Origin of the sequence: Novosphingobium oxfordense (assembly GCF_044029435.1) — a bacterium.
Lineage (GTDB): Bacteria > Pseudomonadota > Alphaproteobacteria > Sphingomonadales > Sphingomonadaceae > Novosphingobium.
Map to the genome: position 1 here is coordinate 557,434 of NZ_CP147005.1, position 26,630 is coordinate 584,063.

The following is a 26,630-nucleotide window of genomic DNA, read 5'->3' on the forward strand; positions in this document are numbered from 1 at the left end:
TCTAGCCGACGTAGAGCTGTGGAAACGCGGCCTTGAACCGGGCCAGCCGGGGCTTGTCCCAGCGCTGGATATAGCCGTTGTTCGGGTTCCTGCGCATGAAGTCCTGATGATAGGCTTCGGCGGGGAAGAATGTCCCGGTCTCGATCTTCGTCGCGATTGGCTTGGGGAAGGCGTGGGCCTTGCCCAACTGGGCGATGTAGGCGGCGGCCAATTGTCGCTGGGCATCGTTCTGCGGGAAGATGGCCGAGCGATAGCTGGGCCCGCGATCGGGATATTGGCCGTCCACTTGCGTCGGATCGTGGGCGGCGGCGAAGAAGATCTGCAGCAACTGTCCATAGCTGACTTTCGCGGGGTCGTAGACGATCCGCACGGCTTCGGCATGGCCTGTCGTCTCGCTGGAGACCGAGCCATAGTTGGCACTTCCGCGCGTGCCGCCGGCATAGCCGGAGGTTACCGAAACGACGCCGCGCACATGTTCGAACACGCCTTCCATGCCCCAGAAGCATCCGCCGGCAAGCACGGCAGTCTGCTGCCCGGCCGGACGAACGACTTCGGCTGGCGGCGGTGGCAGCGCAGCGGCCGAGGCCGCCTCGCCACGCGGCAGCGTCAGGAGCACGGTGGTCCCGGCCAGCCCGACGGCGGCCAGCAGGGCGAGGGGAACAGGACGGATCGGCATCGCGGCATCTCCCGTGTCACGCATGACAGGGAATTCGCGGCTGGCCGCGCGCCGGTTACTGTCCGGATCAGAGCGTCATCAGGATGGCGCGGCGATCGGCCCCTTGCCAATCCAGCGTCTGTTCCAGCAGGGCGATGTTGACGGCGCAGCGATCGGCATTGCTGCCATTGCCCTGCATCACCGTCACGACGTCATTCTGCCGCAGCTTGGTGGCCTTGATGACCTTCCCGATCAATTCGCCGGGCACCATCGCGCTGTGCTGGCTATCCCTCGCGGGTTCACCCAAGGCCCGTTCTTCCGCCAGTCGGACGGCGAAGCCGCGTTCCTTCGCGCGCAAGTCGGGCGAAACGGCAAGACCTTCCAGCCAGCCTGAATCGCCCATCTGCCGGCATGCCGCCGCGCTCTGCTCACGTGCGGCGCGCAATTGGTCCAGGCGCAATTGCATCGTCGTTTCGAACACGTCGCCCGAAAACCTGCGGCCGTTGAGGTAGCTGCGCATCCGCACGATGGCGACGGCCTTGTCGATCAGCGCGGCGCGGTCCGTCCCCACACGTACCCCGTTCAACATGTTGGACGTGATGGTCTGTGCAAGCTCCGGCTGGACCTTCCACAGCCATGCCGGATCGCGGCCCTGGCCAAAGGTTTCCGTCACGGCGGCCTGCACGAGCTGGGTGACTTGGCCATCCTGCTCGGCTGCGACCTCGATGGGGGAAGTCCGATTGGGCGTGGCGGAGGGTGATGGGGCGGAGGAATCGGCAATCGCGATGACGATGGCCAGGGCAATCAGGCCCAGCAACACCAGTGCGCCGGTCAGCATCGGATTGCCGCCTTCCCACGACGCGACGCGTTCGGTGGCGAAATGCGATTCCAGTTCGGGGAAATGCTTGCGCACCCCGCGCAGCAGCGCGTCCACATCGCTTTGCGCCGGCCCCCGCAGCATGCGCAGCGGGCCGGCCTTGCCCGGCCGTGCGAGTTCGTTCCACGCCTTGTGGAAACGATGGCCCGGCTGAAGCACGTTCTGCTGGAAGCGATAGCCCCTGAGGCGTGCGCCCAGGAACTGCACGGCGGGCCGGGCATCGTGGGCGCCCCACTCACGCTCCCACCCGAAGGCGTGGCTGGCGTCTTCCAGCAGCGGGGCCGAACGAGGCCAACCCCGGGCGAGGATTTCGGCCAGCCAGTCCTCGATCTGCTGCTGGCGGGAGACGTGGGATTGGGCCACTTCGTCCAGGATCGAACGCAAGGCGCGTGTCGCCTGCCGCGTCTCCGCCTCGGTCAGCGGTTCGCCGGCGTTCTCCCGCTCGGGATCGAGCAGGATGGTCAGGCGTTCGGCGGGTGTCTCGCCGGGGCGCAGGCCCAGCGCGTCGTCGCCGATCAGGCTGCCGGAGAGCAGCGGGGCAGTGAAGGGATCGATGGTGGTCAGCGGAATGCCCGCACCGCTGACGCCGCCATGACCCGCCTCACGCGCGGCCACGGCAGCCCAGGCCATGCGTTCCAGCATGGTCGATGCATCGGGCTCTCCGGGGCGTGTTGCCAGCGGGCGCGCGGCTGGGTCTTCGAAATCCTGCCATTCGCCGGGGAGCGAGGGCGCCGCGAACGTCCAGCGCACGGGCGGGCTTGCGGGTTCGGTCCCGCCAGGAACAACATCGTCCGGATCGGAAGCCGGTATCGCGGCGGCGTCCGGCGTATCGCCGAGGGGCTCTTGCGCTCCCTGATCGATCGCGCGGGCCAAGCGCAGCGCAAGGTCGCGCGCCTGGCGGAGCTGCGCATAGCCGGAAACGTCGTTGTCCACGTCCATCGCCTTGAGCCGGTCGGCATAGGCCTTGCGGATCGTGGCGGCTTTGGAAGTGGGCTCGATACCGAGCAGCGACCAGGGGTGACTGCTCATAGGGGGCTGACGCTTTCGATCTCGTCCAGCCGGGTCGAAAGCATGGCGCGGGCTTCCGCGATCCGGCGCGGATCCTGCGTGTCCAGCGCGCCGGCGAACAAGGTGATCCAGTGGCCGATCATCTGCCGCAGTTCGCCGATATGGTCTTCGTAGCAGCGTTCCGCCCGGGCTATCAGCGCAACGTTGCCCGCTTCCTCGCGCGGGTGGTGCTTCAGGCCGGCCAGCGCGGCGCGGCGCTTTTCCAGATCCTTCGCGTCCGGCCGATCTTCCTCGTCCACGATGACGAGGTTGCGGGTGGCGCCGTTCTCCGGAACGTGGACGTCGATCTCCAGCAGGCCCGAACTGTCGTAGGAGAAACGCACTTCCACCGAGATTTCGCCTGCCGGGCGCGGGGGCACGGGAACCGACATGTCCCCCAGCTTGACGTTGCCGCGCACTTCGCGCGCCTCGCCCTGATAGATGCCGAATTCCAGCTTCTTCTGGCTGTCCGCCAGCGTCGAATACGTGTTCACGCGGCTGACCGGCACCGGCGTGTTGCGCTCGATGATCGGGGAGAAGAGGCCGCGTTGCAGGCCTCCATGGCCGTCACGCTCGGCCACTTCGATGCCCAGCGTGAAGGGGCAGACGTCGGTGATGCGGATCTCGTCCAGCGCGGCGTCACGCCCGGCAAGCCCGGCCTGGATCGCCGCACCCAGCGCAACGGCGTGGTCGGGGTGGACCGAGGAGTTGGGGAACCGCCCGAACAGCCGGGTAATCGCGCGGCGCACCGCCGGCATCCGCGTGGCACCGCCCACCAGCACGACATCGGAAAGTTCGGCGGCATCGATCGCACAGTCGCGCAGCGCCCGGACGACCGGTTCGCGCAGACGCCGGAGCAGCGTGTCGCACGCTGCTTCGAACTCGGTTTCGGTCACGGTGGCAGCGAGGCGTCGGTCATCGACGACTACGGCGAACTCAGCCTCGCTCGCGCTGGAAAGTGCGCGCCGGCAGCTTTCGGCCGCGCGCTTCAACAAGGCTTCGCGACGTTCGGCCGGCAGCGCGGCCAGCACGCCTTCCGGATCGATGCGCGGCGCCATCAGGGCGGCCAGTGCATCGTCGAAATCGTCGCCGCCAAGGCGGTTGTCTCCGGCCGAGGCACGCACTTCGACGATGCCTTCGAACATTTCCACGACCGAAACGTCGAAAGTGCCGCCGCCAAGATCGAAGACGAGGAAGGCCTCCCGGTCGCCCTTGTCCTGCAACCCGAAGGCGAGGGCGGCGGCGGTGGGTTCGTTGATCAGGCGGCGCACCGTCAGGCCCGCCAGTTCACCGGCCCGGCGCGTGGCCTTGCGTTGGCGGTCGTTGAAATAGGCGGGAACGGTGATCACCGCTTCGCTGGGCTTTTCGCCGGTCAGTGCCTCTACATCGTGGACCAGCGCCTGAAGGATCAGCGCCGAAAGGTCTTCGGCCTTGTAGTCGCGCGGCTTGCCGTCCGGGCCGCCCAGCCTGGTGGTCGCGGCGGAGCCCATGCGGCGCTTGAAGCTGGTGGCGGTTTGTTCGGGATGGCGGGCCAGCCGGTCCAGCGCGGCGCGGCCGATCCAGACTTGCCCATCGCGCGCTATGCTGACGGCGGAGGGGGTAAGCAATTCGCCCAGCGCATTGGGGACGAGTTCGGCCGCGCCGTCCCGCCAGATCGCCACTGCACTGTTGGTCGTCCCGAGATCGATGCCGATCAGCATTGCGCCTCGCCGCCAAGGTCCCGAGTCACACCGGTCCTTCCCTGAATTTGTTTGTCGAACAACGGCCAACCTTGCCAAGTCGCGACCGGCCCCTGGTGCCCGTGCTTAGCGGCAAGCAGGGGGGATCGAAAGGGCGAAGTGCCCCTTGCACGGATCTTCGGTCAAATTCTGGAAGGCATGCTCTCAGCGGGACCCGCCGGCAGTGATCAGGTGCGTGTGCTGGCCCGGCGGACCAGTTGCGGTGCCATGACCAGGCTGTTGGCGCCTTCACCCTCTATCCGGGCACGCAGGCGTTCGACCATGGCCTTGGCACCGGCAGCGATTTCCTGCCGGATGGTGGTGAGCGGCGGCATCGTCTGCGCGGCCAGCGGCAGATCGTCGAAACCGATGATCTGCACCTGATCCGGCACGCCTCGGCCGATTTCGTGCAGGGTGCGCAGGGCGGACATGGCGATAAGGTCGGTGGCGGCAACGATGCCGTCTATCCCCATATCCATTTCCGAAAGCACGCTGCGGATCCCCGGTTCCATGTCCCCACCGGCCAATCCCGCGGAGAGGTGGGAGAGGGGAATGCGCGCGGCCTGCGCTTCTTCCGCCGCGCCGCGAAAGCGCATGGCGATCTCTATCCCCGATGTGTCGCCCAGGAACACCAGCCGGCGTGCGCCGGTATCGATCAGGTGGCGCGCGGCGATCCTGCCGCCCGCCTCGTTATCGGTGCCGACGACGCAATGCGTCTGGCCCGGGCGGCTATGGCCCCAGACCACCATGGGCCGGTAGGAGGCGGCCACCCGCTCGATCACATCGAACTGGTCGGACTGGCCGACCACGATCACGCCGTCGACCATGCCGGAGCCGGTGATACGCTCCAGCCAGTCGCTCGTCCCGTCCGGGATGGCGCGGCTGAGCATGAGGTCGTAGCCGCTCTCGGTCAGCTCGTCCGCAAGATGGCCCAGCAGGGTGAGGAAGAACGGATCGGAAATGTGCTGGCGCTTTTCGTGGCCAAGCGGGATCACCACGCCGATCACGCCCGTCCGTCGCGAGCGCAGGCGGCTGGCCATCTGGTTGGGGCGAAAACCGTACTGGCGGGCGATCGCGCGGATGCGTTCGCGCGTTTCCACATTGACCAGCGATTTGCCGGCCAGCGCGCGCGACACGGTGCCGGTGGAAACCCCCGCCAGGCGTGCGATATCCGCCAGCGTTCGGACCTCTCCCGCCGCCTTCCCGGCGGGTGCCGGGCCGGCTTGCGGCGGATGTGTTTCGTGTTCGCGTTTCCCGACCATGGCCCCCCCATTCGTCGTGCCGGGCTTACCAGCATGGATTGCCCGGCGGAAGCGCCTTCTCGGGAAGCGAAAGACTGCCATTACCCCCTCTTTCCGGCCCGTCCGGAGGGGTCTTTTGCATATAGCGTGGCCAGGGCCCCAGCCAGCAGGAGAAGCCCGGCCAGAGCCACTGCGCGGCGTGGATCGCCACCCAGCAAAGGGGTATAGGCAAGGGGCATTGTCAGGGTCTCCAGCAGCATGGGAGCCACTATTAAAATATTGAAAAGTCCCATGTAGATTCCGGTGCGTTCGGGCGGCATCGAACCGGCCAGGATAAGGTAGGGGGTGCCCATCATGCTGGCCCAGCCCAACCCGATTCCCACCATCGGCAAGGCAAGCGTCCAAGGGGAGGCGATCTGCGGGATCGCGAGCATACCGATCCCGGCCGCGGCAAGGCACAGGGCATGGATCGGCCGCGCTCCAAAACGCGCGATGGCGGGCACCAGCAGCATCGCGGCGAAGAAGGCGACGAGGTTGTAGAATGCACCCAGTTGCTGCGCGGTCAGCACGGCGGCGCGAAAGCCCGGCGAATGCGGGTCCGTGGTGCCGTGGAGCGAGCGGGCAAGGGCGAATGCGATATATTGCCAATAGACGAACATCGCATACCACTGGAACAGCATCGCGGGCGCCAGCCGGCGCACCGGCCGGGGCATTTCCGCGACGGCGCGTCCAATCTCGCGCAGCACGGCCGATGGCGACAGGCGCGGCATCGGCTGGCGCTCCACCAGTGGCAGTTCGGGCACGCGGATTACCGACCAGACCACCGTGGACAGCGACAGGATCGCGCCTGCAACGAAGGCCACACGCACGATGGCCGGAATGCCGTTGGCGTCCAGCAGATCGCGGTCGATGAATGCGGCCAGCAGCGAGGGCGCAAGGTAGGACAATGTCTGCGCCAGCCCGGTAAAGGCGCTTTGGGTCAGGAAGCCGGGTGCATGCTGGTCGCGGGCAAGCCGGTCCGCCACATAGGCGCGGTAGGGTTCCATGGTGACGTTGTTGGCGGCGTCCAGCACCCAGAGCAGTCCTGCCGCCATCCACAGCGCCGAACTGCGCGGCATGGCCAGAAGACAGGCGGAACAGATCAGCGCGCCGGCCAGGATCCACGGGCTGCGCCGCCCCAGGCGCGTGCGGGTTCGGTCGCTCAAGGCGCCGACCAAGGGTTGGATCAGCAGGCCGGTCACCGGCCCGGCCAGCCAGAGCAGCGGCATCGCCGCCTCGTTCGCGCCCAGATATCCGTAGATCGGCCCCATGTTGGCCTGCTGCAACCCGAAGCTGAATTGCAGGCCGAAGAAGCCCAGGTTCATCTCCAGAATGCGCATCAGCGAGAGCCGGGGTTTCGCGGCTGTCGCGGGGGCCGTTTCCGTCACGTAGGGCGTTCCCGTCAGGTTGGCGACTTGCATCAACAGACTGTTCCGGCAATCGGTTGCCGAGAAATCGATTGCGCGAAGGGTCGATCAGTTTTCGGGGGAGGCGTTTAGGTTCTCCGCGAAATGGCAGGGCGATGCGGCACGGGGTGCTTGTGCGATGATGGCGGCAAACCGTCATTTCGATCCTGCCGATGCCCTAGGGGGCTTTGCGCATTTTGCCGGCGCAGGCCCTGCGCGTGCTTGCGGCTTGCGGGCGCGAGTGGCAGGACGCAGGGATGAATGGCATTGCGGGTATCGAACTGGGCGGCACCAAGACCGTGGTCGTGCTGGGAACCCCCGGCGCGATCGAGGCGCGTGAGGAGTTTCCCACCACCACGCCCGACGAAACGCTGAACCGCGCCATCGCGACGGTGCGGGGCTGGCAGCAAGGCCGCACTCTCGAAGCCGTGGGCGTGGGCAGCTTCGGCCCGATCCGCGTCGATCGCGCGGCGGCCGATTTCGGGGTCATGCTGGATACGCCTAAACAGGGCTGGGCCGGGGCCGATGTCGCCGGGGTTCTGGAGGCGGCGCTGGGCCTGCCACTGGGCCTCGACACCGATGTGAACGCGGCGGCATTGGCCGAGCATCGCTACGGTGCGGCACAGGGCTGCGCGAACACGGCCTATATCACCATCGGCACGGGCGTCGGGGTCGGCCTGCTGGCCAACGGAGTGCCGGTGCACGGTCTGATGCACCCCGAAGTGGGGCACGTGCGGCTGCGCCGCGCCGCCGGCGACGCGTTCGCCGGAGCCTGTCCGTTCCATGGCGACTGTATCGAAGGCCTATTGAGCGGCCCCGCGCTGGCCGCGCGTTTCGGCCGGCATCCCGCCACCGTGGAGGCGAGCGATCCGGCATGGCATCCGGTCGCGCTGGATCTGGCGGAACTGCTGGCCATGCTGCTGCTGGCGTTTTCTGCACAGCGGATCGTGGTGGGCGGCGGCGTATCCAATCGCCAGCCCCATCTGCTGCCTGCCGCGCTGGACCGCCTGCCCGGCCTGCTGGGCGGCTACTTGCGCGATTGCACGCCGGCGGCGCTGGCGCGCATCTGCGTGCCGGCCGCGCTCGGGGACGATGCAGGGCCGATGGGCGCGCTGATCGTGGGTGCCGATCTGCGCTGATGCAAGCGGCGCAGGCCCGGCTATTTGTCGGGGTGTAAATTATGCAATTTCGCGCCGTTAATCGATTGTTGCGTGACCAAGAAACCTCGTTACAACGCTTTGTTACGTCCACGGGCTCGAGCCGGTCGCTCGGGGGCGGACGATGCCCCAGGTATCGTTGAAAAGGCTGCACTTATCTCCGCGTGAATTTCCGGAGGAAGGTGGATGCCTGAATTCACGACCGGTCCTATATTGACGAGGCAGGCGCTGCGCGCCTCATCGGGCGCAAGCGCCGCAAGCCTTTTGGATTGCGGGAGTATGTCATGAGCGCAGACGAAGTGAAGGTCGCAGCACAAGCCCGGTCGGATGAAGGGCCGGATGGAGCGGCGCTTCAAGCGGCGATCGTCTCGCGTATCCAGGATTCGCTGCTGCCCGGCGAAGCGGCGGAAGGCGATCTGACCTGGGTCGAAGGCGCAGCCGGCGTGTTGCTTGCCGCTGCCGCCCGCCGCAAGGCAGGTACCGCAGTGATCGAGATGGCATCGACCAGCGACGAGCGCCGCTACTTGCGCATTGCGCTGATCAACGACGACATGCCGTTCCTGGTCGATTCGGTCTCATCGGCGATTGCCGAGGCAGGACTGGTGATCGATCGCCTTGCCCACCCCGTTGTCTCGGTAGAGCGCGATGACGAAGGCAGCCTGATCGCGCTGCCGGATGTCGGCACCGAAGGCGCGATGCGCGAATCGATGATCTATATCGAGACCGAGCGCGTCGATGCCCGGCAGCGTGGCGAACTGCATCGCCGGCTTGACGAAACGCTGAAGGACGTGCGCGCCGCAGTGGTCGACTGGCCGCAGATGGTGGCGGCGATGACTGCCGATTCCGCGCAAGTCAGCGATGTGGAAGGCGCCGAGCTGCTGCGCTGGTTCGCCGGCGGCATGCTCACCCAGCTGGGCCATGTCACCCGTCGCCGCGATGGCAGCCATGCCGACCTGCTGGGCGTCTGCCGCCGGGGTGAGCGCGATCTGCTCTCCGAAGCCAGCTACCAGCGCGCGTTCGCTGCGTTCGACGCACAGCTTGCCGCCAACGATATTCGCGCGCCGATGGTCATCAAGGCCAACCGCATGGCCACCGTCCACCGCCGCGTGCCGATGGACCTGTTTTTGGTACCGGTGCTGGAGGACGGCAAGGTTGCCGCGCTTTCGGTCCACGCCGGCATCTGGACGAGCGCGGCCCTGGCCGCGACGCCCGACCGCGTGCCGCGCCTGCGCACGCTGCTGGCAGGCATGGGCGCCAAGCTGGGCCTAGACCCCACCGGCCACACCGGCAAGGCGCTGGCTCATGCACTGACCAGCCTGCCACACGACCTCGTTCTTGGCCTTGCCGAAGCCGACGTGGAACGTCTGGCAACCACCATGAGCAGCCTGGTCGACCGGCCGCGCCCGCGCCTGATCGTCACCAGCTCGCCGCTCTCGCGCCACCTGTTCGCCTTCGTGTGGATCACGCGCGACACGCTTTCGACGCAGATGCGCAAGCGTATCCAGTCGCTGATCGAGGATGCCGCGCAGGCGCCGACGCTCGATTGGGCCCTGACGGTCGAGGCGGGCAACCTCGTCATGATGCGCTACACGCTGGACATTCGCGATGGTGCGCAGGCGCTGGACGAAGTCGCGCTCGACAATCGCCTGCAGGTGATGCTGCGCGGCTGGGGTGAGGCAGTGGAGGCCGCGCTCGGCCAGTCGGTGGAGCCTGCGCGCGCCGCCGCCATCGCCGCGCGCTACGCCGATGCCTTCCCGATGGCCTATCGCAGCGACTACGGTCCGGGCGAAGCCGCCATCGACATCGCCCACATGCGCAAGATCGTGATCGGCGAAGCGGCCGAGGGCGAGCGCTTCCAGGGCCACCGCGACGTGCGCCTCTACGCACATGACAGCGATGCCGACGGCCAGCTGCGCCTGAAAATCTATCAGGCGGAAGGCAGTCTGGCCCTGTCCGACGCGGTGCCGGCGCTGGAGAATTTCGGCTTCCGCGTACTCTCCGAAATGCCGACGCCGCTGGAAAAGGGCCGCATCGGCACGATCCACGATTTCACCCTGGCACTGCCCGCGGGGCTTGACGCGGCGGAGGTGCTGAAGCTTTCGTCGATGATCGAGGATGCGCTGGGCGGCGTGCTTAATGGCCTGGGCGAAGACGATCCGTTCAACCGCCTCGTCCCCGGACTGGGCCTCTCCAAGCGAGAGGCGAACTGGCTGCGCGCCTGGTATCGCTACTTGCGGCAGGCCGGCAGCAATTACGGCATCGCCACTGTCGTCGATGCGCTTCAGGGCGCGCCGCGCGTGTCGCTGGGCCTGATCGACCTGTTCCGTGCGATTCACGATCCGGCCTTCACCGGCGATCGCAACCAGGCGAAAGCGGCTGCGCAGGATGCGATCCGCGAAGGGTTGGCGGGCGTCAACGCGATCAACGACGACCGTCTGCTGCGCGCCTATCGCGACCTTGTCGGCGCGATGCTGCGTACCAATGCCTTTGTCCCGGCGGGTCAGCTGGCGCTGGCCTTCAAGCTCGATTCCGCACTGGTTCCGGGCCTGCCGAAGCCGCTGCCGTGGCGTGAGATCTTCGTCTATTCGCGCCGCGTGGAAGGTATCCACTTGCGCGCCGGACCGGTGGCGCGCGGTGGCCTTCGCTGGTCCGACCGTCGCGACGACTATCGCACCGAAATCCTGGGCCTGATGAAGGCGCAGCGCGTGAAGAACGCGGTGATCGTGCCGACCGGCGCCAAGGGCGGCTTCTATCCCAAGCAGCTTCCCGATGCCGCGCTGGACCGCGCCGGCTGGGCCGCCGAAGGGCAGGCCAGCTACGAGATCTTCATCTCCACGCTGCTGTCGATCACTGACAATATTGAGGATACCACCGTCACCCATCCGGAGGGCGTGGTGATTCTTGACGGCGAGGACCCCTACTTCGTCGTCGCGGCGGACAAGGGTACGGCCAAGTTCTCCGACGTGGCCAATGGCATCGCCGAATCGCACGACTTCTGGCTGGACGATGCTTTCGCCAGCGGCGGTTCGAACGGATACGACCACAAGGCCATGGGCATCACTGCCAAGGGTGCGTGGCTTTCGGTCCAGCGCCACTTCCTGGAGCAGGGCGTGGACGTGCAGGTCGATCCGGTGCGCGTCGTCGGCTGCGGTGACATGTCGGGCGATGTGTTCGGCAACGGCATGCTGCTGTCGAAGACGCTCAAGATCGTTGCGGCATTTGATCACCGCCACATCTTCCTTGACCCCAATCCCGATCCGGCCGCCAGCTGGGCAGAGCGCAAGCGCCTGTTCGAGCTGTCGCATTCGAGCTGGGACGACTATGACAAGTCGCTGATCTCGCAAGGCGGCGGCGTATTCTCGCGCAAGTCGAAGTCGATCCCGCTGACCGAGCAAGTGCGTGAGGCACTGGGCATTTCGGCCACCGAACTCGATCCGGATTCGCTGATTTCGGCGATCCTCTGGGCCAAGGTGGACCTGCTGTGGTTCGGCGGCATCGGCACCTATGTGAAGGCATCAAGCGAGAACAACGCGGTCGTCGGCGATCCCGCCAACGATACACTGCGCGTCAGCGCCAACGAGGTTGGTGCGCGGGTGATCGGCGAGGGTGCCAACCTGGGCGTCACCCAGGCCGGCCGCATCGAATTCGCCGCGCGCGGCGGGCGCATCAATGCCGACTTCATCGACAATTCGGCCGGCGTCGACTGCTCGGACAACGAGGTGAACATCAAGATCGCCCTCGCTGCCGCCAAGCGGGCTGGGGCACTGACCGAGCCGCAGCGTGTCGAACTGCTGGCGCAGATGACCGACGAGGTCGCGCATCTGGTGCTGGAGGACAACCGCCTTCAGGCTCTGGCGCTTTCCATCGCCGAACGTGGCGGTGCCTCTGCCATGCCGGCGCAGGTTCGCCTGATCGAAACGCTGGAGGAAGGCGGCAATCTCGACCGTCGTACCGAGGGCCTTGCCGATAATGAAGTGCTGGCCCGCCGGGCGCAGGACGGTCGCGGGCTGACCCGGCCCGAACTGGCGGTGCTGCTCTCCAGCGGCAAACTGGTGCTGCAGGACGCGATCGAGAAGAGCGACCTTGCCGCCGACCAGAGCCTTGAGGCGCTGCTGCTCGCCTCGTTCCCCAAGCCGATGCAGGAGCGTTTCGCACCCTTCATCGAAGGCCACCGCCTGGCTGGTGAGATCATCGCCACCAAGCTGGCCAACCGCATCGTCAACCGGCTGGGCATCGTCCACCCGTTCGAACTGGCCGAGGAAGAGGGCGCGGAACTGGCGCAAGTCGCCGCAGCCTTTGCGCTGGCGGTGCAACTGTTCGACCTCGATACGCTGTGGGCACGTCTTGAAACCGCGCCGATGAGCGAGAATGCGCGCCTTGCGCTGTTCGCCAAGGTGGCGGTTGCGGTGCGCAGCCATATGGCGGACCTGCTGCGCGCAGGTGCTGGCCGCATCGCGCCGACCGAACTGATTGCCCGCATCGGCAAGCAGGTGGCCGCGCTTTCGGTCGATACCGAGGAACTGCTGGGCGAACGCGTTGCTCAGCACTCGCAGAAGCTGCGGGACGGGCTGCTGGAGCTTGGCGCTCCGGAAGCCGAAGCGGTGGCGGTTGCGGGGCTCTACGACCTCGACGGTGCCGTTGGCATCGCCGAACTCGCCGCTGAAACCGGGATCGATGCCCGCCGTCTGGTGGGTGCCTTCTCGCGCATCGGAGCGGGACTGGGCCTCGACTGGGCGCAGGCCAATGCGGCGACGATGAACCCGTCGGACCCGTGGGAACGCCTGCTGGTCGCGGGCCTTGCGCGCGATTTCCAGCAGATGCGCCTGGACTTCCTCAAGACCCTGGCGCGGACCGAGACCGGCAAGGCCGATCCCGCCGCCGCTGCCGAGGAATGGGGCCGTACGCACACCGCCGCGATCCGTACCTTCCGCAACATGGTGCAGCGCGCGGAAAAGACCGTGCCGCTGAGCCCGGCCATGCTGGCACAGATCGCCAGCCAAGCGCGGAACTTGTTGGGCAGGTAACGAATGAGGGAGGGGGCCTACGGGCTCCCTCCCCACCATTTCTCCGTCATTGCGAGCGTAGCGAAGCAATCCAGAGCGGCTCAAGACGGCCCTGGATTGCTTCGCTACGCTCGCAATGACGAATGGAGAGACGGGCAGCTTAACCCGCGGGGGGCGCCACTCGTCGGGCCACAGTTCGCGCAATCGTCGGGCCCAGCAGCAGGATGGCGAGCATCCGCATCGTCTGCATCGTCATCACGAAACCCATGTCCACCGGCGAATTGGCGGCAATGATCGCGATCGAGTCCATGCCGCCGGGGCTTGTCGCCAGATAGGCGGTGGCGAGGCTCACATGCGCGATGCGTGTCAGCAGCAGGGCTAGCAGAAAGCAGGCCGTCATCATCGCCGCGATCGAGGCGACTACGGCGGGCAGGGCGCGGCGCGCACGCTCCACCGTTTCCCGCGTGAAGCGCATGCCGATGCCCCAGCCGACGATCATGTAGGCAATCGCCATCATCAGGCGCGGAAACTCGAAATTGTGGACGAGGCCGGTCGCCTGCAGGATGCAGCCCACGATCATCGGTCCCAGAATGTTGGGCGCGGGCAGGCGTACCAGTCTTCCGCCCACCGCCCCGGTTGCCGCGACCATCAGGGTCGTCGCAAGGCCCCAGGGATCGACCGGCGTAAGCCAGTCCATGCCCGGCCGTATCGGATGTGCGCCACTGCCGGAGCCCAGAAGCATGGCCAGCGCCGATGCGCCCACGGCCACCATCAGCACGCGCAGATAGGTCATGAAGGCGACCAAACGATGATCCTCGCCATAGTCGCGCGCCATGATGACCATCGCTGTCGCTAGCCCCGGCGCGGAGCCCCAGACGGCCACGGCACCGGGCAGTACTTTCAGGCGCGCTAGCAGAAACCCGGCGCCATAGGCGACGAACAGCGTGGCGACCGAAACGAAGACGAAAATGGGCCATTCGGCCACGAACCGGGGCAGCAGGTCCGGCCCGAACGAAGAGGCGATCAGGCAGCCGATCAGCGATTGCGATGCGGCGAACATCACAGGAGGGGTGCCCAGCGCCGAACCTCTCGTAGCGAAAATGATTGCCGCCAGCATCGGCCCTAGCAACTGGCCCGCCGGTAGCCCGGCCCATTCCAGCGCACCGGCAAAGATCACCGAAATCGCGATCAGCGATAGCCAGCGGGGCAGGGCGGGGCTTTTGGCGAGCTTCGGCAAGGGCATCACTCCAGCGGAAGCGCGCGCGCTTCCTTCACGGCTTCCAGCACGATGATCGACTTTACATCGCGCACGCCGGGAATGCGCAGCAATGTCTTGAGCGTGATTTGTGACAGATGATCGACGTTCCGGGCGACGACATGGACAAGATAGTCCATGTCCCCCGTCACCGCATTGCAGGCGATGACGTAGGGATGCTCGCGGATTGCCTCTTCGAAACGCCGAATGATCTCGTCCACATGGGCGTTGAGGTTGATCAGCACGTAGGCTTCCAGTTCGAAGCCCAGCTTGCGCGGGTCCAACACCGCCGCATAGCCCCGGATCACGCCTTCGTCCTCCAGCCGCTTGATGCGGCGGCTAACCGGCGTGGCGGACAGCGCGGCCTTTTCGGCGACTTGCGCCACCGGCATGCGCGCATCTTCCTGAAGCGCGGCGATGATCCTGCGGTCGAACAGGTCAAGCTGCATGAATCGCCTTTCCAAAGGTTCTGTCTTGGTGGAATCCACCAATAGCACTCTGATTGGCGGGCGCAATCGCACGGAACTGACGTGGGGGCTGTGCTATTCTCCTTTCACATGAAGACGCCGTGCACCGAAACATCCACAAGCGGCCTTCGGGGAGAGTACGAAGGCGCGGCTGACGACTACACCGTCGGTCAGCACTGGCATGCCTATACCCCCGAAATGCATGACCGCTGGCGCCGCCTCTACGCGCGGCAATCGGCCCTGGTCGAAACGCATGCCTGCGCGGCGTTCCGTGAGGGGCTTGCCCGTCTGGACTGCGCCGACGGCATTCCCCGGTTCGAGGATGCCAACGCCATTCTTCAGCCGGCGACTGGGTGGACGCTGGTGGGCGTGCCCGGTTTCATTCCCGACGCGGTGTTCTTCGATCACCTCGCCCATCGCCGCTTCCCGGTGACGCGCTGGCTGCGCGAGGAACATGAGCTGGACTATCTGGTCGAGCCGGACATCTTTCACGACTTCTTCGGTCATGTGCCGATGCTGCTGGATCCCACGATCGCGGACTTTCTCGAACTCTACGGCAAGGCCGGGGAACGGGCGATGGCGATGGATGCGCTGCCGATGCTGGCGCGGATCTACTGGTACACCATCGAATTCGGCTTGGTGCGCGAAAATGGCGGCCTGCGCGTGTTCGGTGCCGGCATCATCTCGTCCTCCGGAGAGACGCGCTACTCGCTGGAAGACCGCGATGTGCTGCGCCTGTCGTTCGACGCGGTCCGCGTGATGCGCACCGGCTACATGATCGATTCCTTCCAGAAGACCTATTTCGTCCTCGAAAGCCTGCAACAGCTGATCGAGGATCTTGTCGGGCTCGATTTCGGCCCGGTCTACGAAAACTGGCGCGCTGAGACGCCGATCCCAGCCGGAGCACTGCTTGCCGGCGAAGCCCCCTTCGGAGAACTGACACCATGACCGATATCTTCGACAATCCCATCGGACTCGACGGGTTCGAATTCGTCGAATTCTCCGCGCCGGAAAAGGGCGTGCTGGAGCCCGTGTTCGAAGCGATGGGCTTCACGAAGATCGCGCGCCATCGTTCGAAGGACGTGGAACTCTGGCGCCAGGGTGGCATCAACTTCATCACCAATTACGAGCCGCACAGCCCGGCGTGGTTCTTCAGCCGTGAGCATGGCCCCTCCGCCTGCGGCATGGGCTTCCGTGTACGTGACGCCCGCGCGGCCTATGCCGAACTGCTGGCCCGCTCGGCCGAGCCGGTGCAGGTGGCGACCGGCCCGATGGAACTACACCTTCCCGGCATTCGCGGCATCGGCAATTCGATCATCTACCTGATCGACCGCTATGAGCGGAACGGAGACGGCGCGCTGTCGATCTACGACATCGACTTCGACTATCTGCCCGGTGTGGACCGTCACCCGGTCGGTGCGGGCTTCGACCTGATCGATCACCTGACCCACAACGTCTACGGCGGCCGCATGGCCTATTGGGCGGATTACTACGAGAAGCTCTTCAACTTCCGCGAGATCCGCTATTTCGACATCAAGGGCGAATATACCGGCCTCACCTCCAAGGCGCTCACCGCGCCGGACGGCAAGATCCGCATTCCGCTCAACGAAGAGGCTGAGGGCGGGAAGGGCCAGATCGACGAATTCCTGCGCGCCTTCAATGGCGAGGGCATCCAGCACATCGCGCTGATCTGCGACGATCTCGTCGGTGCGTGGGACAAGCTCAAGGCGCTGGGCGTGCCGTTCATGACTGCGCCGCCGGAAACCTATTACGAGATGCTGGACGAGCGTCTTCCGGGCCATGGCGAGCCGGCGGACGAACTGAAGATGCGCGGCATCCTGCTCGATGGCACGACGGATGGGGGGCAGCCCCGCCTGCTGCTCCAGATCTTCGCCGAAGCGCGCGTCGGGCCGGTGTTCTTCGAATTCATCCAGCGCAAGGGTGATGACGGTTTCGGGAACGGAAACTTCAAGGCGCTGTTCGAAAGCATGGAGCGTGACCAGATCCGTCGCGGCGTGCTGAAGGTGGAAGAACCCGCCGAATAAACGGCGCCGTGCAAACGAAATTGGGAGAGACGGGCGGGCCCATGCAGGCTCGCCCGCAATTCCCGGGAGACTGACGATGACTGACAAGACCCCCGTTTTGGGCGGAATCCACCACGTCGCCTACCGCTGCCGCGACGCCAAGGAGACGGTCGAGTTCTATCGCGATGTGATGGGCATGGATTTCATGCTCGCCATTGCCGAGGACAAGGTGCCCTCCACCGGCGCGCCCGATCCCTACATGCACGTGTTCCTCGACTGCGGCGGCGGCAATGTGCTGGCGTTCTTCGAACTGCCGAATTCGCCCGACATGGGCCGGGACGAGGCAACGCCGGCCTGGGTCCAGCACATCGCCTTCAAGGTGGAGAGCGAGGAGTGCCTTCTGTCCGCCAAGGAACGGGCCGAGGCGCGCGGGCTTCAGGTGATCGGGCCGATCCACCACGGCGTGTTCAAGTCGATCTACTTCTTCGATCCCAACGGCCACCGTCTTGAACTGGCATGGCAGTTCGGCACCTCTAGCCAGATGGCGCAGTTGAAGGCCGTTGCGGACGATATGCTGGAGGAATGGTCGCGTACCAAGCGCGCACCGCGCCATGCCGCGTGGCTGCACGAGAAGATCGCAGCGGAGTCGTAAGGCCGTGCGCCTCCACGGCTACTGGCGCAGCTCCACCAGCTATCGCCTGCGCATAGCGCTGAACCTGAAGGGGCTGGAATACGAGCAGGTTTCCGTGAACCTGCTAAGCGCGGAGCAGCGCTCCGGGGAATATCGCCGCCTCAACCCCTTCGGTGGTGTTCCCCTGCTGGAGTACGATGGGCGCACGTATGCGCAGTCGATGGCGATACTGGAATGGCTCGACGAGCGCTTCCCGGATCGCCCGCTACTGCCGCGCGATACCGAGGACCGTTTCGTCTCACGCGAACTGGCGACGGCGATTGCGACCGAGCTTCACGCGCCGCTGAACCTGCCGGTGCTGCAGTATCTCAAGCACGATCTCGGCCACTCGCAGGACCAGGTGGATGCCTGGTATCGCCACTGGCTTGCCCGCACGTTCGAGGGGCTGGAAGCGCGCGTGAACCAGCGTGGCGCGGGCGATTTCCTGTTCGATGCGCCGGGTCTGTTCGAATGCGTGCTGGTGCCGCAATTCTACAATGCCCGGCGTTTCGAGTTGGATCTGTCGGCCTATCCCGGCCTCGTCCGGATCGACAATGCCTGCTCAGAACTGCCGGCGTTCATGGCCGCGCATCCGGACAGCCAGTCTGCCAAGAGCTAACGCGGGCAGCTTCAGTAGAAGCCTATAAACGGATTGAACCCCGAGTGTATGGGCGCCGTGGATCGATTTCTTGAAGCAAGTCCCACATCGCGAGGGGTAGGTTTTTCAATCAGGGGCTGCCGTTCCGGCTTTCTAATGTTGCGGTCTTCAAGCCCGCCTGCAATCTTCAGCGCTTGCGGACATTCGCTCAGCTTGAACGAGTAATTGTCGGAAATGGAAGAAATTTTCAGGAAATTGAACGACCCGGCAGTGCTTCCGCCATTGGCCTTCCGTCGCAATCACCGCCATTATGAGCTCGTCAGCTATGTGAATTGCCTTCTGGGATGCCGCATCAGCGGCAACGCAGTGGATGCGGCTCTATTCGAAAGCAGGATTGAACAATTCCTGGCGTCTCACCCACAGACACCTGAAGCAGCCAGTTACTACAAGTTGGTGGCAGATTTCGTTGAGTCCGAGGCTTGATGCCAAATAGCCCGCCCCGGATACCTGACATCTCTGGCGTATCGCAGTTCTAACGGCAAAACTTCGCGCCATCGCCTTCCAGATGGAAGTGGTTGGCGTGGGCGGAATTGTAGTCCGGCCCGAGCGTGGTGCCGAAGCGCTTGCAGGCGCTGTCGTGGACCACGCGCAGAAAGCGGCGTTCGGCAGGGGTGCCACCGTTCCAGTCTTCCAGAACGGTAATGCGGCGGCCATCGGCCAGCACGAAGCCGGACACGTCGATGGCATTGGCAGTGGCATGGCCCGAACGCCGCGCGGTTCCGGCGACATTGCGACAGTTGTAGCTGCCGTAAGTCTCGATGCTGATGATCCGGCTGCCCAGGATCTGCTGCGCCGCGCGGTCCACACCGAAACGCGCCCATGCCGCGAACGGCGTTGCGGTGGTGCAAGTCACGGGGCCGAGGTTGGTGACGCTCACCGTCGTGCTATCGGTGTTGAGTGCCGAGAGCTTCACCGTGCCCACGGTAGAGCAGCCGCTGCCGTAATACCTGTCTGCCACGGGGGAGAACACCGCATGCTGCGCGCCCAGCGTGGCCATGCATTGCCGCGTCTCGGGCGAGACCGGTGGCGTAACGGGGCCTGAGGTTTGCGTTGGACGCCGCTGCGGCTTCTCGCGCTCACCGCCCACGCAGGCGCCAAGCGCCGCGATCAGGGGCAGCGTAACTATCAGTCGGGGGAGGGCTTTCATGGTCCCGCCTAGCATCCGATCCTTTCGTGAACCTCAGATTAGCTTCGCGGCATGTGCCTCTGGAATCGGGCGAGTCGAGTTTTCCACTGGCGATTGCCCTCCGGCGATGGCGGAAATTCGTGGAAGATCGCTGCGGCGTAACGATCTGGCGCAAGCGGCCGGAGAATCGTTTGACAAATTTCCTGACCTCTTTAGACGCGGCTCCGGGCCACGCGGTCCCAACGCCGCGCGTGCTCTCTGTAAGGAGAGTCAGAAATGACTGATATTATTAGCGTTCCCGCGCGCAAACCTGCGCGTCCGCACTTCTCTTCCGGTCCTTGCGCCAAGCCGCCCGGATATGCCCCCGAAAAACTGAATACCGAAGCACTCGGCCGCTCGCACCGCGCCAAGATCGGCAAGACGCGCCTTGCGTACTGCATCGATCTGATGCGCGAAGTTCTGCAGCTGCCCGACACGCATCGCATCGGTATCGTCCCAGGCTCCGACACCGGCGCCTTCGAGATGGCCATGTGGACCATGCTCGGCGCCCGCGGCGTTACCGCGCTGGCCTGGGAAAGCTTCGGTGAGGGCTGGGTTACCGACGCCGTCAAGCAGCTGAAGCTGGAACCCACGGTGTTCCGCGCCGATTACGGCCAGCTGCCCGACCTCGACAAGATCGACTGGTCCGACGACGTGCTTTTCACCTGGAACGGCACCACTTCGGGCGTGCGCGTTCCGGACGCCAACTGGATCCCGGCCGACCGCGAGGGCCTGTCCTTCGCAGACGCCACCTCGGCGGTCTTCGCCTATGACATCGACTGGTCCAAGATCGACGTTGCCACCTTCTCCTGGCAGAAGGTTCTGGGCGGCGAAGGCGGCCACGGCGTCCTGATCCTCGGCCCCCGCGCGGTCGAACGCCTTGAAAACTACACCCCCAGCTGGCCGCTTCCCAAGGTGTTCCGCCTTGTTTCGAAGGGCAAGCTGGCAGAGGGCGTGTTCAAGGGCGAAACCATCAACACCCCCTCGATGCTCGCCGTCGAGGACGCGATCTTCGCTCTGGAATGGGCCAAGGGTCTGGGCGGTCTCGAAGGGCTGAAGGCCCGTTCGAACGCCAATGCCCACGCGCTGGACAAGATCGTTGCCGAGCGTGACTGGCTTTCGCACCTCGCGATCGACAGCGGCACCCGCTCCAAGACCTCGGTCTGCCTCTCCGTCGAAGGCGCCGATGCCGACTTCATCAAGAAGTTCGCCGGCCTGCTCGAAAAGGAAGGCGCAGCCTACGACGTCGCCGGATACCGCGATGCCCCTCCGGGCCTGCGCATCTGGTGCGGCGCGACCGTCGACACTGCCGACGTCGAGGCGCTGGGACCGTGGCTCGACTGGGCCTACGCGACCGTCAAGGCCGGCTGAGCCAGACTGTAATACCGTAAATGGCGTCGCCCCCGCGCAGGCGGGGGCCCCGCTTTCCTTCCTTCCGCCCGACGCCAGAGCTGCGTTCGACGAGCGGACCCCCGCAAGATGCGGGGATGACGATAAGGGAACAAGACCATGACCAAGCCCCGCGTCCTCATTTCGGACAAGATGGACCCCAATGCCGCCCGTATCTTCGAGATCCGCGGCTGCGACGTAGACGTCATCACCGGCGAAACGCCCGAGCAGCTGATCGCCCGCATCGGCGACTATGATGGCCTCGCCATCCGTTCGTCGACCAAGGTCACCAAGGAAATCCTCGCCGCTGCGAAGAACCTGAAGGTGATCGGCCGCGCCGGTATCGGCGTCGACAACGTCGATATCCCGGCCGCTTCGGCCCAGGGCGTCGTGGTGATGAACACGCCGTTCGGCAACTCGATCACCACCGCCGAACACGCCATCGCCATGATCTTCGCTCTGGCCCGCCAGATCCCGGAAGCCAACGCGCAGACCCAGCAGGGCCTGTGGCCGAAGAACGGCTTCATGGGCGTTGAAGTCACCGGCAAGACGCTCGGCCTGATCGGCGCGGGCAACATCGGTTCGATCGTCGCCAGCCGCGCGCTTGGCCTGAAGATGAAGGTCGCCGCCTTCGATCCGTTCCTGACGCCTGAGCGCGCCGTGGAAATGGGCGTGGAAAAGGTCGATCTCGACACTCTGCTTGAACGGGCGGACTTCATCACGCTGCACACGCCGCTGACCGACCAGACCCGCAACATCCTCTCGGCCGAGAACCTGGCCAAGACCAAGAAGGGCGTGCGCATCGTCAACTGCGCCCGCGGCGGCCTGATCGACGAAGCGGCCCTGAAGACCATGCTCGACAACGGCCACGTCGCCGGTGCCGCGCTCGACGTGTTCCAGACCGAGCCCGCCAAGGACTCGCCGCTGTTCGGCACGCCGAACTTCATCTGCACCCCGCACCTCGGCGCATCGACCACCGAAGCGCAGGTCAACGTGGCGCTTCAGGTTGCCGAGCAGCTGGCTGACTTCCTGGTCAACGGCGGCGTCACCAACGCGCTGAACATGCCGTCGCTCTCGGCTGAGGAAGCGCCGAAGCTGAAGCCCTACATGAAGCTGGCTGAAATGCTGGGTTCGATGGTTGGCCAGCTGACCCGCGATTCGGTTCCCCGGATCTCGATCCACGTTGAGGGCGCCGCTGCCGAACTGAACCAGAAGCCGATCACCGCTGCCGTGCTGGCCGGTTTCATGCGCGTCCAGTCGGACACCGTGAACATGGTCAACGCGCCGTTCCTTGCCAAGGAACGCGGCCTTGAAGTGCGCGAAGTGAAGACCGAGCGCGAGGGCGACTACCACACGCTGGTCCGCGTCTCGGTGAAGACCGAAGCGGGCGAGCGCTCGGTGGCCGGCACGCTGTTCAACAACGTCGAACCGCGTCTGGTCGAACTGTTCGGCATCAAGGTCGAGGCCGAACTGGCTGGCGACATGATGTACATCGTCAACGAGGACGCCCCGGGCTTCATCGGCCGCATCGGCACCCTGCTGGGTGAGAATGCGATCAACATCGGCACCTTCAACCTCGGCCGCCGCGATGCCGGTGGCGAGGCGGTGCTGCTGCTCTCGGTCGACAGCGCCGTGCCGGAGGACGTCCTGAAGGCGGCCACCGCGCTTCCGGGCGTGAAGACGGTAAAGGCGCTCAAGTTCGTCTGATCTGACGGATTAAAGCTCCCAACGGAAGGGGCCGGCATCTTCGGGTGCCGGCCCCTTTTCTTTATTTAACTGGATGTTGTGCGACCGTTCCCGGAATCATGTTCCGCTTCCATTCGGTGCCGAGTCCGGAGATTCTATGCCCGCTGCTTTCCTGTTGGCCGCTGCGATAGTGGGTGCTGCACCGCCCTGTGCGGCCATTCCCGGCGCGACCGAAATTCTCTCCGACAAGTCGGTTGAGTGGGTGGTCGTAGGCGAGCATCACGGCACCAGCGAAACGCCTGCGATCTTCGCCGATCTTGCCTGCTTGGCGGCCCACGTGGGGCGAGCGCCGGTCATTGCGCTCGAACTTCCCGCGAATGATGCAGAAGCCATCAACGCATTTCTCGCGTCCGCGAATGATGATGATGATGCGATGAGGCAGTTGCTTCAGCGTCCATTCTGGCACGGTTCGTTGAAGGATGGCAGATCCAGTGAAGCGATGGTTCTTCTTTTGGGGCGCCTGCGTCAGATGAAAGCGAAAGGCCTCATTCGCGGCGTTGTACCCGTCCAGCCATTCGCCATGCTCCCGGGACCGGCCTTTGAACAGGCGATGGCCGATAACGTCCGCAAATCATCGCCTTCGTCCAGCGATCTGGTGCTGGTTCTGGTTGGAAATTTGCATGCGCGGCTCTCGGAGCCGCTGCAGGAGCCAGTACGCGATTTGCCGCCACAACCGCGCATGGCGAGTTTCTTGCCTAAGGATCGCACGGTATCGCTGAGCGCGGAAGGCAATGGTGGCGCCCAGTGGAGCTGTGTTTTGGATCGCACACGTCAGAATGTCTGCGGGCCGAGTAAACCCTTGCCTGCCCTGGTCCAGAGAAGTCGGGGGATCGTTCGCTTGCCGGGAGCTGGCAGCACGTATTCCGGATACCTGAATATCGGAACTGCAACGACTCCCTCGCGACCAGCTGTGGCTCCCTAATCCCGGCTTCTGTTCTCAGGGAAGGGGGCTCGCCGCCCCCATGCCGTTACCGCGCGCCCATCGGCGGCGGCCCGCCACGCGGACCCATTCCACCCGGGCCGCCACGTCCCTTCGGACGCAGTTCCTGCGTGGAGAGGTAGCCGTCCTTGTCCGTATCCGCCGCGTCGAACTTCGCGCCTTCGTAGGCGAGCAGTTCCTCCAGCGAGACGCCGGCATCATAGTTGGTGTTAGCCTTGGCGATCACCGTGCCGGAGATCGGCTCGATTATGGCCGCCAACATCCGGTCGTCGTCGTCCTTGCCGAAACGGGGCGTGATGGCATCCGCGATCTGATCGCCGCTGTCGCCGAAAGCGCTACGTTCATCAGAGGCGGCGGAGCCCATCTGCTTTTGCCAGGCACTGAATTCCGCCATGGAGATATTGCCGTCGCCATTGGCATCGACCTTGGCGAAGCGCGCCTTGATCGCAGTGTCGCGGCGCGCGTCGATATAGGCGTGGAACTCGTCCAGCGTGACGATGCCGTTGCGGTCCGTATCGGCCTCCCGGAACATCGCGGTGACGACCTTGTCGTAATGCGCGCGGGAGATCGGCTTGGGCTCGCGCGGGCGTCCGCCGCCATCGCCGCCGCCGGGGGGAGGGCCGCCATGACCGCCGCCAGGGCCGCCGCCACCGCCGCCACCCATGTCGCCCATTCCACCCATGCCCCCCATATCGCCGCCCATCTGGGCGTGGGCGGGCGTCTGCAAGAGCAGCAGTGGAAGCAGTATCAGGGAAATCTTGCGCATCGACCTCTACCGTTGTTCGCGGAAAAAGGCTGGGCGCCGGCGGGCCGCTCGATCGCGACCCACGCCTGACGGACCAGCCCACGCAATGGATGGGGGCTGTGAATTCGAATGTTCGTCCCGCCAGACGATGGCGGTGGAATAGCCGGATGGACGGCCAATGTTGACAGGAAATTTCACGCAAATTGTCGCAGCTATTCGTTTCGGTGCGACAATCGCACCGGGCATTCGACATTCGGTGCCCGCCGGGCTAAGGGCGCCCTCGCTATGCAGGACAACGACCGCGATCTCTTGCCCGAAGGACTGGGCGACCGTCTTCAGCAGCAGGCCTGGGCCTCGCAAACCGTGCGCCGTGCCGCGCATGATGTGCTGGCGAGCCACGGCTATGAGCGCGTGGAGACGCCGCTGATCGAATTCGAGAAGGCGCTGGCGCACCGCATGGCGGGCGTGCAAGTGCGGCGCATGTTCCGCTTCGTCGATCCCGCTTCCATGCGGATGCTGGCGCTGCGTTCGGACATGACCGCGCAAGTGGCGCGCATCGCCGCCACCGGGCTGGCCGAAGCGCCGCGTCCGCTGCGCCTGTCCTATTCGGGGCAGGTCTGCACGATCAAGGGCGACGGCCTCGATCCGCGCCGTGAGCGGCTTCAACTCGGTGCCGAGCTGATCGGCACCGATTCGGTCGCCGCCGCGGCCGAGATCGTCGAGCTGGCGATCGAGACGCTGACCGCCGCCGGTGCCACCGGCATTTCGGTCGATTTCACCATGCCCGATCTGGTCGATACGCTTTCGGCTGAGGCTCTGCCGCTGCCCGTCGCGAATATCGAGGCCGTGCGCCAGATGCTGGACGCCAAGGACGCGGGTGGACTGGTGGACGTGGGCGGCGAGGCCTACCTGCCGCTGCTCTATGCCGTGGGCCCGTTTGAGAGCGCGATCGAGCGACTTGCGGAATTCGATGCTTCTGGCGCGCTTGCCAGCCGCATTTCCGGCCTGCGGGAAATTGCCGCGCGTGTGGCCGGCAAGGCGCGGCTCACGCTGGATCCGTCGGAGCGGCACGGCTTCGAATACCAGTCGTGGTTTGGCTTCATGATCTATGCCGAAGGCATCGCCGGTGGCCTGGGGCGCGGCGGCACCTACCGCATTCTCGGCCAGACGGGCCATCATCCGGAATCGGCGACCGGCTTCTCGCTCTATCCCGATCCGCTGGTGGACCTGCTGGCAGGCAAGGCCGAGGCGCCGCAGCGCCTGTTCCTGCCTGTCGGCCACGACGTGGCACTGGCTGCCCGCCAACGTGCGGTGGGCTGGGTGACGGTGGCGGCGCTTGCGGAAAGCGACGATCCGGTGTCGCTCGGCTGCTCGCACGTGTTGCAGGGCGGAGAGGCCGTGGCGCTCTGACGCCCGGCCTTTCGGGCTATTTCCCGAACACGCGCGCCAACCACGCATCGACGGCGGCGGTTGCCGGATAGTCCGGATCGCCCAGGCGCCGGTTGATTTCCATGTGCCCGCGCAGGCCCTCTCCGGGGAAGCCCTTGCGTTCGACTTGGGTGCCGGCGTTGCGCAAGGCGGCCTCCAGCGCTTCGGCCTGTCGCACGCCATCCGGCCGCTGGACATGGAGCAGCAGGAAAGCCGGTGCATTGGGGGCTGCGGCCTGCATGGTCGGAGAAAGCGCGCGCTGCCGGGCCGGATCGGTGCCGAAGGCCTGCGCATAAGTTTGCTGCATGATTCGCGGGCCGTCCGCCATCTGCGCCGAGACATCGTAAGCGGCACCGTCGATAGGGATCACCCCGGCAATATCGGCATAGGAAAGCCCGGCCTTGCGCAAGTATCGCGGATCGGTGCCGACCAGCGCGACAAGTTGCGCCCCGGCGCTGTGCCCCATCAGCACGACCTTGCCGGGCGTGATGTTCAGCGCCTTCGCCTGCTTGAGCAACTTGGCCAGCGCATCGGCAATATCCTGCGCCTGCTGCTCCACCGTTGCGTCGGGCACGAGGCGATAGTTGACGCTGGCAAAGGCATATCCCTCGCCGGTGTAGTGAGTGACCTTGTAAGGGCCGGTGGCGTTGTCCTTGTCCCCGCGCTTCCATCCGCCGCCGTGGACGAAGAGGATCAGCGGGGCAGGACCCTTGTGGGCGGCCGGCCAGAAATCCAGCGTTTGCAGGGAATCGGCACCATAGCTGAAGCTCGTCGCCCGTTCCTGCTTCTGGTCCTGCGCCGGTACGGCAGTCGCCGTCGTCAGCAGCAACGCACCGATTAGTGCAAGGGCAGGTATCCGGCGTTTCATCATAGTCGCAAAATCCCATGGTCTTGCATCCATGGTTTCCCATCGCAGCGGCGGGGTGCAAGCAATCAAGTGTATCGACTGGTAATCGGCACGTCACACCGATGTGCGACGGCACTGGGCGAGAGGTGCGGG

The 26,630-nt window shown here is 65.4% G+C and carries 21 protein-coding genes; 11 read left to right on the forward strand and 10 right to left on the reverse strand.

All coding sequences use genetic code 11. From position 1 onward, the window contains the following. Position 1: 1 nt before the first annotated feature. The 5 genes from msrA to WBP07_RS02515 form a co-directional block, all read right to left on the reverse strand. Positions 2-676, reverse strand: coding sequence for a peptide-methionine (S)-S-oxide reductase MsrA (gene msrA, locus WBP07_RS02495; RefSeq protein ID WP_395395703.1), 675 nt, complete (start codon positions 674-676; stop codon positions 2-4). 67 nt (positions 677-743) lie between these two features. Then, positions 744-2,561 (reverse strand): hypothetical protein, encoded by a 1,818-nt coding sequence (locus WBP07_RS02500; protein ID WP_395394071.1) that lies wholly within the window; start codon positions 2,559-2,561, stop codon positions 744-746. Continuing rightward, positions 2,558-4,279 carry an Hsp70 family protein gene (locus tag WBP07_RS02505; RefSeq protein WP_395394073.1) on the reverse strand — a complete coding sequence of 574 codons (1,722 nt, stop codon included), beginning with the start codon at positions 4,277-4,279 and terminating at the stop codon, positions 2,558-2,560. Before WBP07_RS02505 ends, WBP07_RS02500 begins: the two co-directional genes overlap by 4 nt. 206 nt (positions 4,280-4,485) lie before the next feature. After that, on the reverse strand, positions 4,486-5,559 hold the full coding sequence (locus WBP07_RS02510; RefSeq protein WP_395394074.1) for a LacI family DNA-binding transcriptional regulator: 1,074 nt from the start codon (positions 5,557-5,559) through the stop codon (positions 4,486-4,488). 80 nt (positions 5,560-5,639) lie between these two features. Further along, positions 5,640-6,917: an MFS transporter gene (locus tag WBP07_RS02515; RefSeq protein WP_395395704.1), complete on the reverse strand. Its 1,278-nt coding sequence runs from the start codon at positions 6,915-6,917 to the stop codon at positions 5,640-5,642. Positions 6,918-7,171: 254 nt separating this feature from the next. Between WBP07_RS02515 and WBP07_RS02520 the strand changes: the two genes are divergently transcribed. Together WBP07_RS02520 and WBP07_RS02525 are read left to right on the forward strand one after the other, a co-directional pair. Next, complete coding sequence (locus tag WBP07_RS02520; protein ID WP_395394075.1) at positions 7,172-8,122, forward strand: ROK family protein; 951 nt, start codon at positions 7,172-7,174, stop codon at positions 8,120-8,122. A gap of 302 nt (positions 8,123-8,424) precedes the next feature. Then, on the forward strand, positions 8,425-13,164 hold the full coding sequence (locus WBP07_RS02525; protein ID WP_395394076.1) for an NAD-glutamate dehydrogenase domain-containing protein: 4,740 nt from the start codon (positions 8,425-8,427) through the stop codon (positions 13,162-13,164). Positions 13,165-13,303: 139 nt separating this feature from the next. Here the strand turns inward: WBP07_RS02525 and WBP07_RS02530 are convergent, their stop codons facing one another. Together WBP07_RS02530 and WBP07_RS02535 are read right to left on the reverse strand one after the other, a co-directional pair. Further along, positions 13,304-14,380 (reverse strand): AbrB family transcriptional regulator, encoded by a 1,077-nt coding sequence (locus WBP07_RS02530; RefSeq protein ID WP_395394077.1) that lies wholly within the window; start codon positions 14,378-14,380, stop codon positions 13,304-13,306. A 5-nt stretch (positions 14,381-14,385) separates the two neighbouring features. Beyond that, positions 14,386-14,847, reverse strand: coding sequence for an Lrp/AsnC family transcriptional regulator (locus WBP07_RS02535; protein WP_395394079.1), 462 nt, complete (start codon positions 14,845-14,847; stop codon positions 14,386-14,388). Between the two features lie 108 nt (positions 14,848-14,955). Here WBP07_RS02535 and phhA point away from each other — a divergent pair, with 108 nt between their 5' ends. The 5 genes from phhA (at position 14,956) to WBP07_RS02560 (ending at position 18,640) form a co-directional block, all read left to right on the forward strand. Beyond that, entirely contained in the window at positions 14,956-15,813 is an 858-nt protein-coding gene (gene phhA / locus WBP07_RS02540; protein WP_395394080.1) for a phenylalanine 4-monooxygenase, read from the forward strand. Further along, on the forward strand, positions 15,810-16,910 hold the full coding sequence (gene hppD, locus WBP07_RS02545; protein WP_395394082.1) for a 4-hydroxyphenylpyruvate dioxygenase: 1,101 nt from the start codon (positions 15,810-15,812) through the stop codon (positions 16,908-16,910). Before phhA ends, hppD begins: the two co-directional genes overlap by 4 nt. Positions 16,911-16,986: 76 nt before the next feature. After that, positions 16,987-17,541, forward strand: coding sequence for a VOC family protein (locus WBP07_RS02550; RefSeq protein ID WP_395394084.1), 555 nt, complete (start codon positions 16,987-16,989; stop codon positions 17,539-17,541). A 4-nt stretch (positions 17,542-17,545) separates the two neighbouring features. After that, on the forward strand, positions 17,546-18,178 hold the full coding sequence (maiA, locus tag WBP07_RS02555; protein ID WP_395394085.1) for a maleylacetoacetate isomerase: 633 nt from the start codon (positions 17,546-17,548) through the stop codon (positions 18,176-18,178). Between the two features lie 213 nt (positions 18,179-18,391). Further along, entirely contained in the window at positions 18,392-18,640 is a 249-nt protein-coding gene (locus WBP07_RS02560; RefSeq protein ID WP_395394086.1) for a hypothetical protein, read from the forward strand. Between the two features lie 49 nt (positions 18,641-18,689). Here the strand turns inward: WBP07_RS02560 and WBP07_RS02565 are convergent, their stop codons facing one another. Further along, positions 18,690-19,364: an extensin family protein gene (locus tag WBP07_RS02565; protein ID WP_395394088.1), complete on the reverse strand. Its 675-nt coding sequence runs from the start codon at positions 19,362-19,364 to the stop codon at positions 18,690-18,692. A 255-nt stretch (positions 19,365-19,619) separates the two neighbouring features. Between WBP07_RS02565 and WBP07_RS02570 the strand changes: the two genes are divergently transcribed. From WBP07_RS02570 to WBP07_RS02580, 3 genes are all read left to right on the forward strand, one after another. Beyond that, the gene (locus tag WBP07_RS02570) at positions 19,620-20,753 is read left to right on the forward strand and encodes a phosphoserine transaminase (protein WP_395394089.1); all 1,134 of its coding nucleotides are present in this window, start codon (positions 19,620-19,622) and stop codon (positions 20,751-20,753) included. Positions 20,754-20,891: 138 nt separating this feature from the next. Beyond that, positions 20,892-22,478 (forward strand): phosphoglycerate dehydrogenase, encoded by a 1,587-nt coding sequence (serA, locus tag WBP07_RS02575; protein WP_395394090.1) that lies wholly within the window; start codon positions 20,892-20,894, stop codon positions 22,476-22,478. A gap of 136 nt (positions 22,479-22,614) precedes the next feature. Beyond that, entirely contained in the window at positions 22,615-23,439 is an 825-nt protein-coding gene (locus WBP07_RS02580; protein WP_395394091.1) for a hypothetical protein, read from the forward strand. A gap of 46 nt (positions 23,440-23,485) precedes the next feature. Here the strand turns inward: WBP07_RS02580 and WBP07_RS02585 are convergent, their stop codons facing one another. Continuing rightward, entirely contained in the window at positions 23,486-24,223 is a 738-nt protein-coding gene (locus WBP07_RS02585) for an EF-hand domain-containing protein (RefSeq protein ID WP_395394092.1), read from the reverse strand. A gap of 264 nt (positions 24,224-24,487) precedes the next feature. On the opposite strand from WBP07_RS02585, the gene WBP07_RS02590 reads away from it, so the two are divergent. Next, complete coding sequence (locus tag WBP07_RS02590) at positions 24,488-25,612, forward strand: ATP phosphoribosyltransferase regulatory subunit (RefSeq protein WP_395394093.1); 1,125 nt, start codon at positions 24,488-24,490, stop codon at positions 25,610-25,612. A 16-nt stretch (positions 25,613-25,628) separates the two neighbouring features. On the opposite strand, the gene WBP07_RS02595 is transcribed toward WBP07_RS02590, so the two are convergent. Next, a complete protein-coding gene (locus tag WBP07_RS02595) occupies positions 25,629-26,498 on the reverse strand; it encodes an alpha/beta hydrolase (protein WP_395395705.1) in 870 nt (289 codons plus the stop codon). Between the last annotated feature and the right edge of the window lie 132 nt (positions 26,499-26,630).

Bases quoted from the DNA above. Each gene is read 5' to 3' on its own strand.
- msrA (WP_395395703.1), bottom strand. From the start codon at position 676: ATGCCGATCCGTCCTGTTCCCCTCGCCCTGCTGGCCGCCGTCGGGCTG.
- WBP07_RS02500 (WP_395394071.1), bottom strand. From the start codon at position 2,561: ATGAGCAGTCACCCCTGGTCGCTGCTCGGTATCGAGCCCACTTCCAAA.
- WBP07_RS02505 (WP_395394073.1), bottom strand. From the start codon at position 4,279: ATGCTGATCGGCATCGATCTCGGGACGACCAACAGTGCAGTGGCGATC.
- WBP07_RS02510 (WP_395394074.1), bottom strand. From the start codon at position 5,559: ATGGTCGGGAAACGCGAACACGAAACACATCCGCCGCAAGCCGGCCCG.
- WBP07_RS02515 (WP_395395704.1), bottom strand. From the start codon at position 6,917: ATGCGCATTCTGGAGATGAACCTGGGCTTCTTCGGCCTGCAATTCAGC.
- WBP07_RS02525 (WP_395394076.1), top strand. From the start codon at position 8,425: ATGAGCGCAGACGAAGTGAAGGTCGCAGCACAAGCCCGGTCGGATGAA.
- WBP07_RS02535 (WP_395394079.1), bottom strand. From the start codon at position 14,847: ATGCAGCTTGACCTGTTCGACCGCAGGATCATCGCCGCGCTTCAGGAA.
- phhA (WP_395394080.1), top strand. From the start codon at position 14,956: ATGAAGACGCCGTGCACCGAAACATCCACAAGCGGCCTTCGGGGAGAG.
- hppD (WP_395394082.1), top strand. From the start codon at position 15,810: ATGACCGATATCTTCGACAATCCCATCGGACTCGACGGGTTCGAATTC.
- WBP07_RS02550 (WP_395394084.1), top strand. From the start codon at position 16,987: ATGACTGACAAGACCCCCGTTTTGGGCGGAATCCACCACGTCGCCTAC.
- WBP07_RS02560 (WP_395394086.1), top strand. From the start codon at position 18,392: ATGGAAGAAATTTTCAGGAAATTGAACGACCCGGCAGTGCTTCCGCCA.
- WBP07_RS02565 (WP_395394088.1), bottom strand. From the start codon at position 19,364: ATGAAAGCCCTCCCCCGACTGATAGTTACGCTGCCCCTGATCGCGGCG.
- WBP07_RS02570 (WP_395394089.1), top strand. From the start codon at position 19,620: ATGACTGATATTATTAGCGTTCCCGCGCGCAAACCTGCGCGTCCGCAC.
- serA (WP_395394090.1), top strand. From the start codon at position 20,892: ATGACCAAGCCCCGCGTCCTCATTTCGGACAAGATGGACCCCAATGCC.
- WBP07_RS02580 (WP_395394091.1), top strand. From the start codon at position 22,615: ATGCCCGCTGCTTTCCTGTTGGCCGCTGCGATAGTGGGTGCTGCACCG.
- WBP07_RS02585 (WP_395394092.1), bottom strand. From the start codon at position 24,223: ATGCGCAAGATTTCCCTGATACTGCTTCCACTGCTGCTCTTGCAGACG.
- WBP07_RS02590 (WP_395394093.1), top strand. From the start codon at position 24,488: ATGCAGGACAACGACCGCGATCTCTTGCCCGAAGGACTGGGCGACCGT.
- WBP07_RS02595 (WP_395395705.1), bottom strand. From the start codon at position 26,498: ATGAAACGCCGGATACCTGCCCTTGCACTAATCGGTGCGTTGCTGCTG.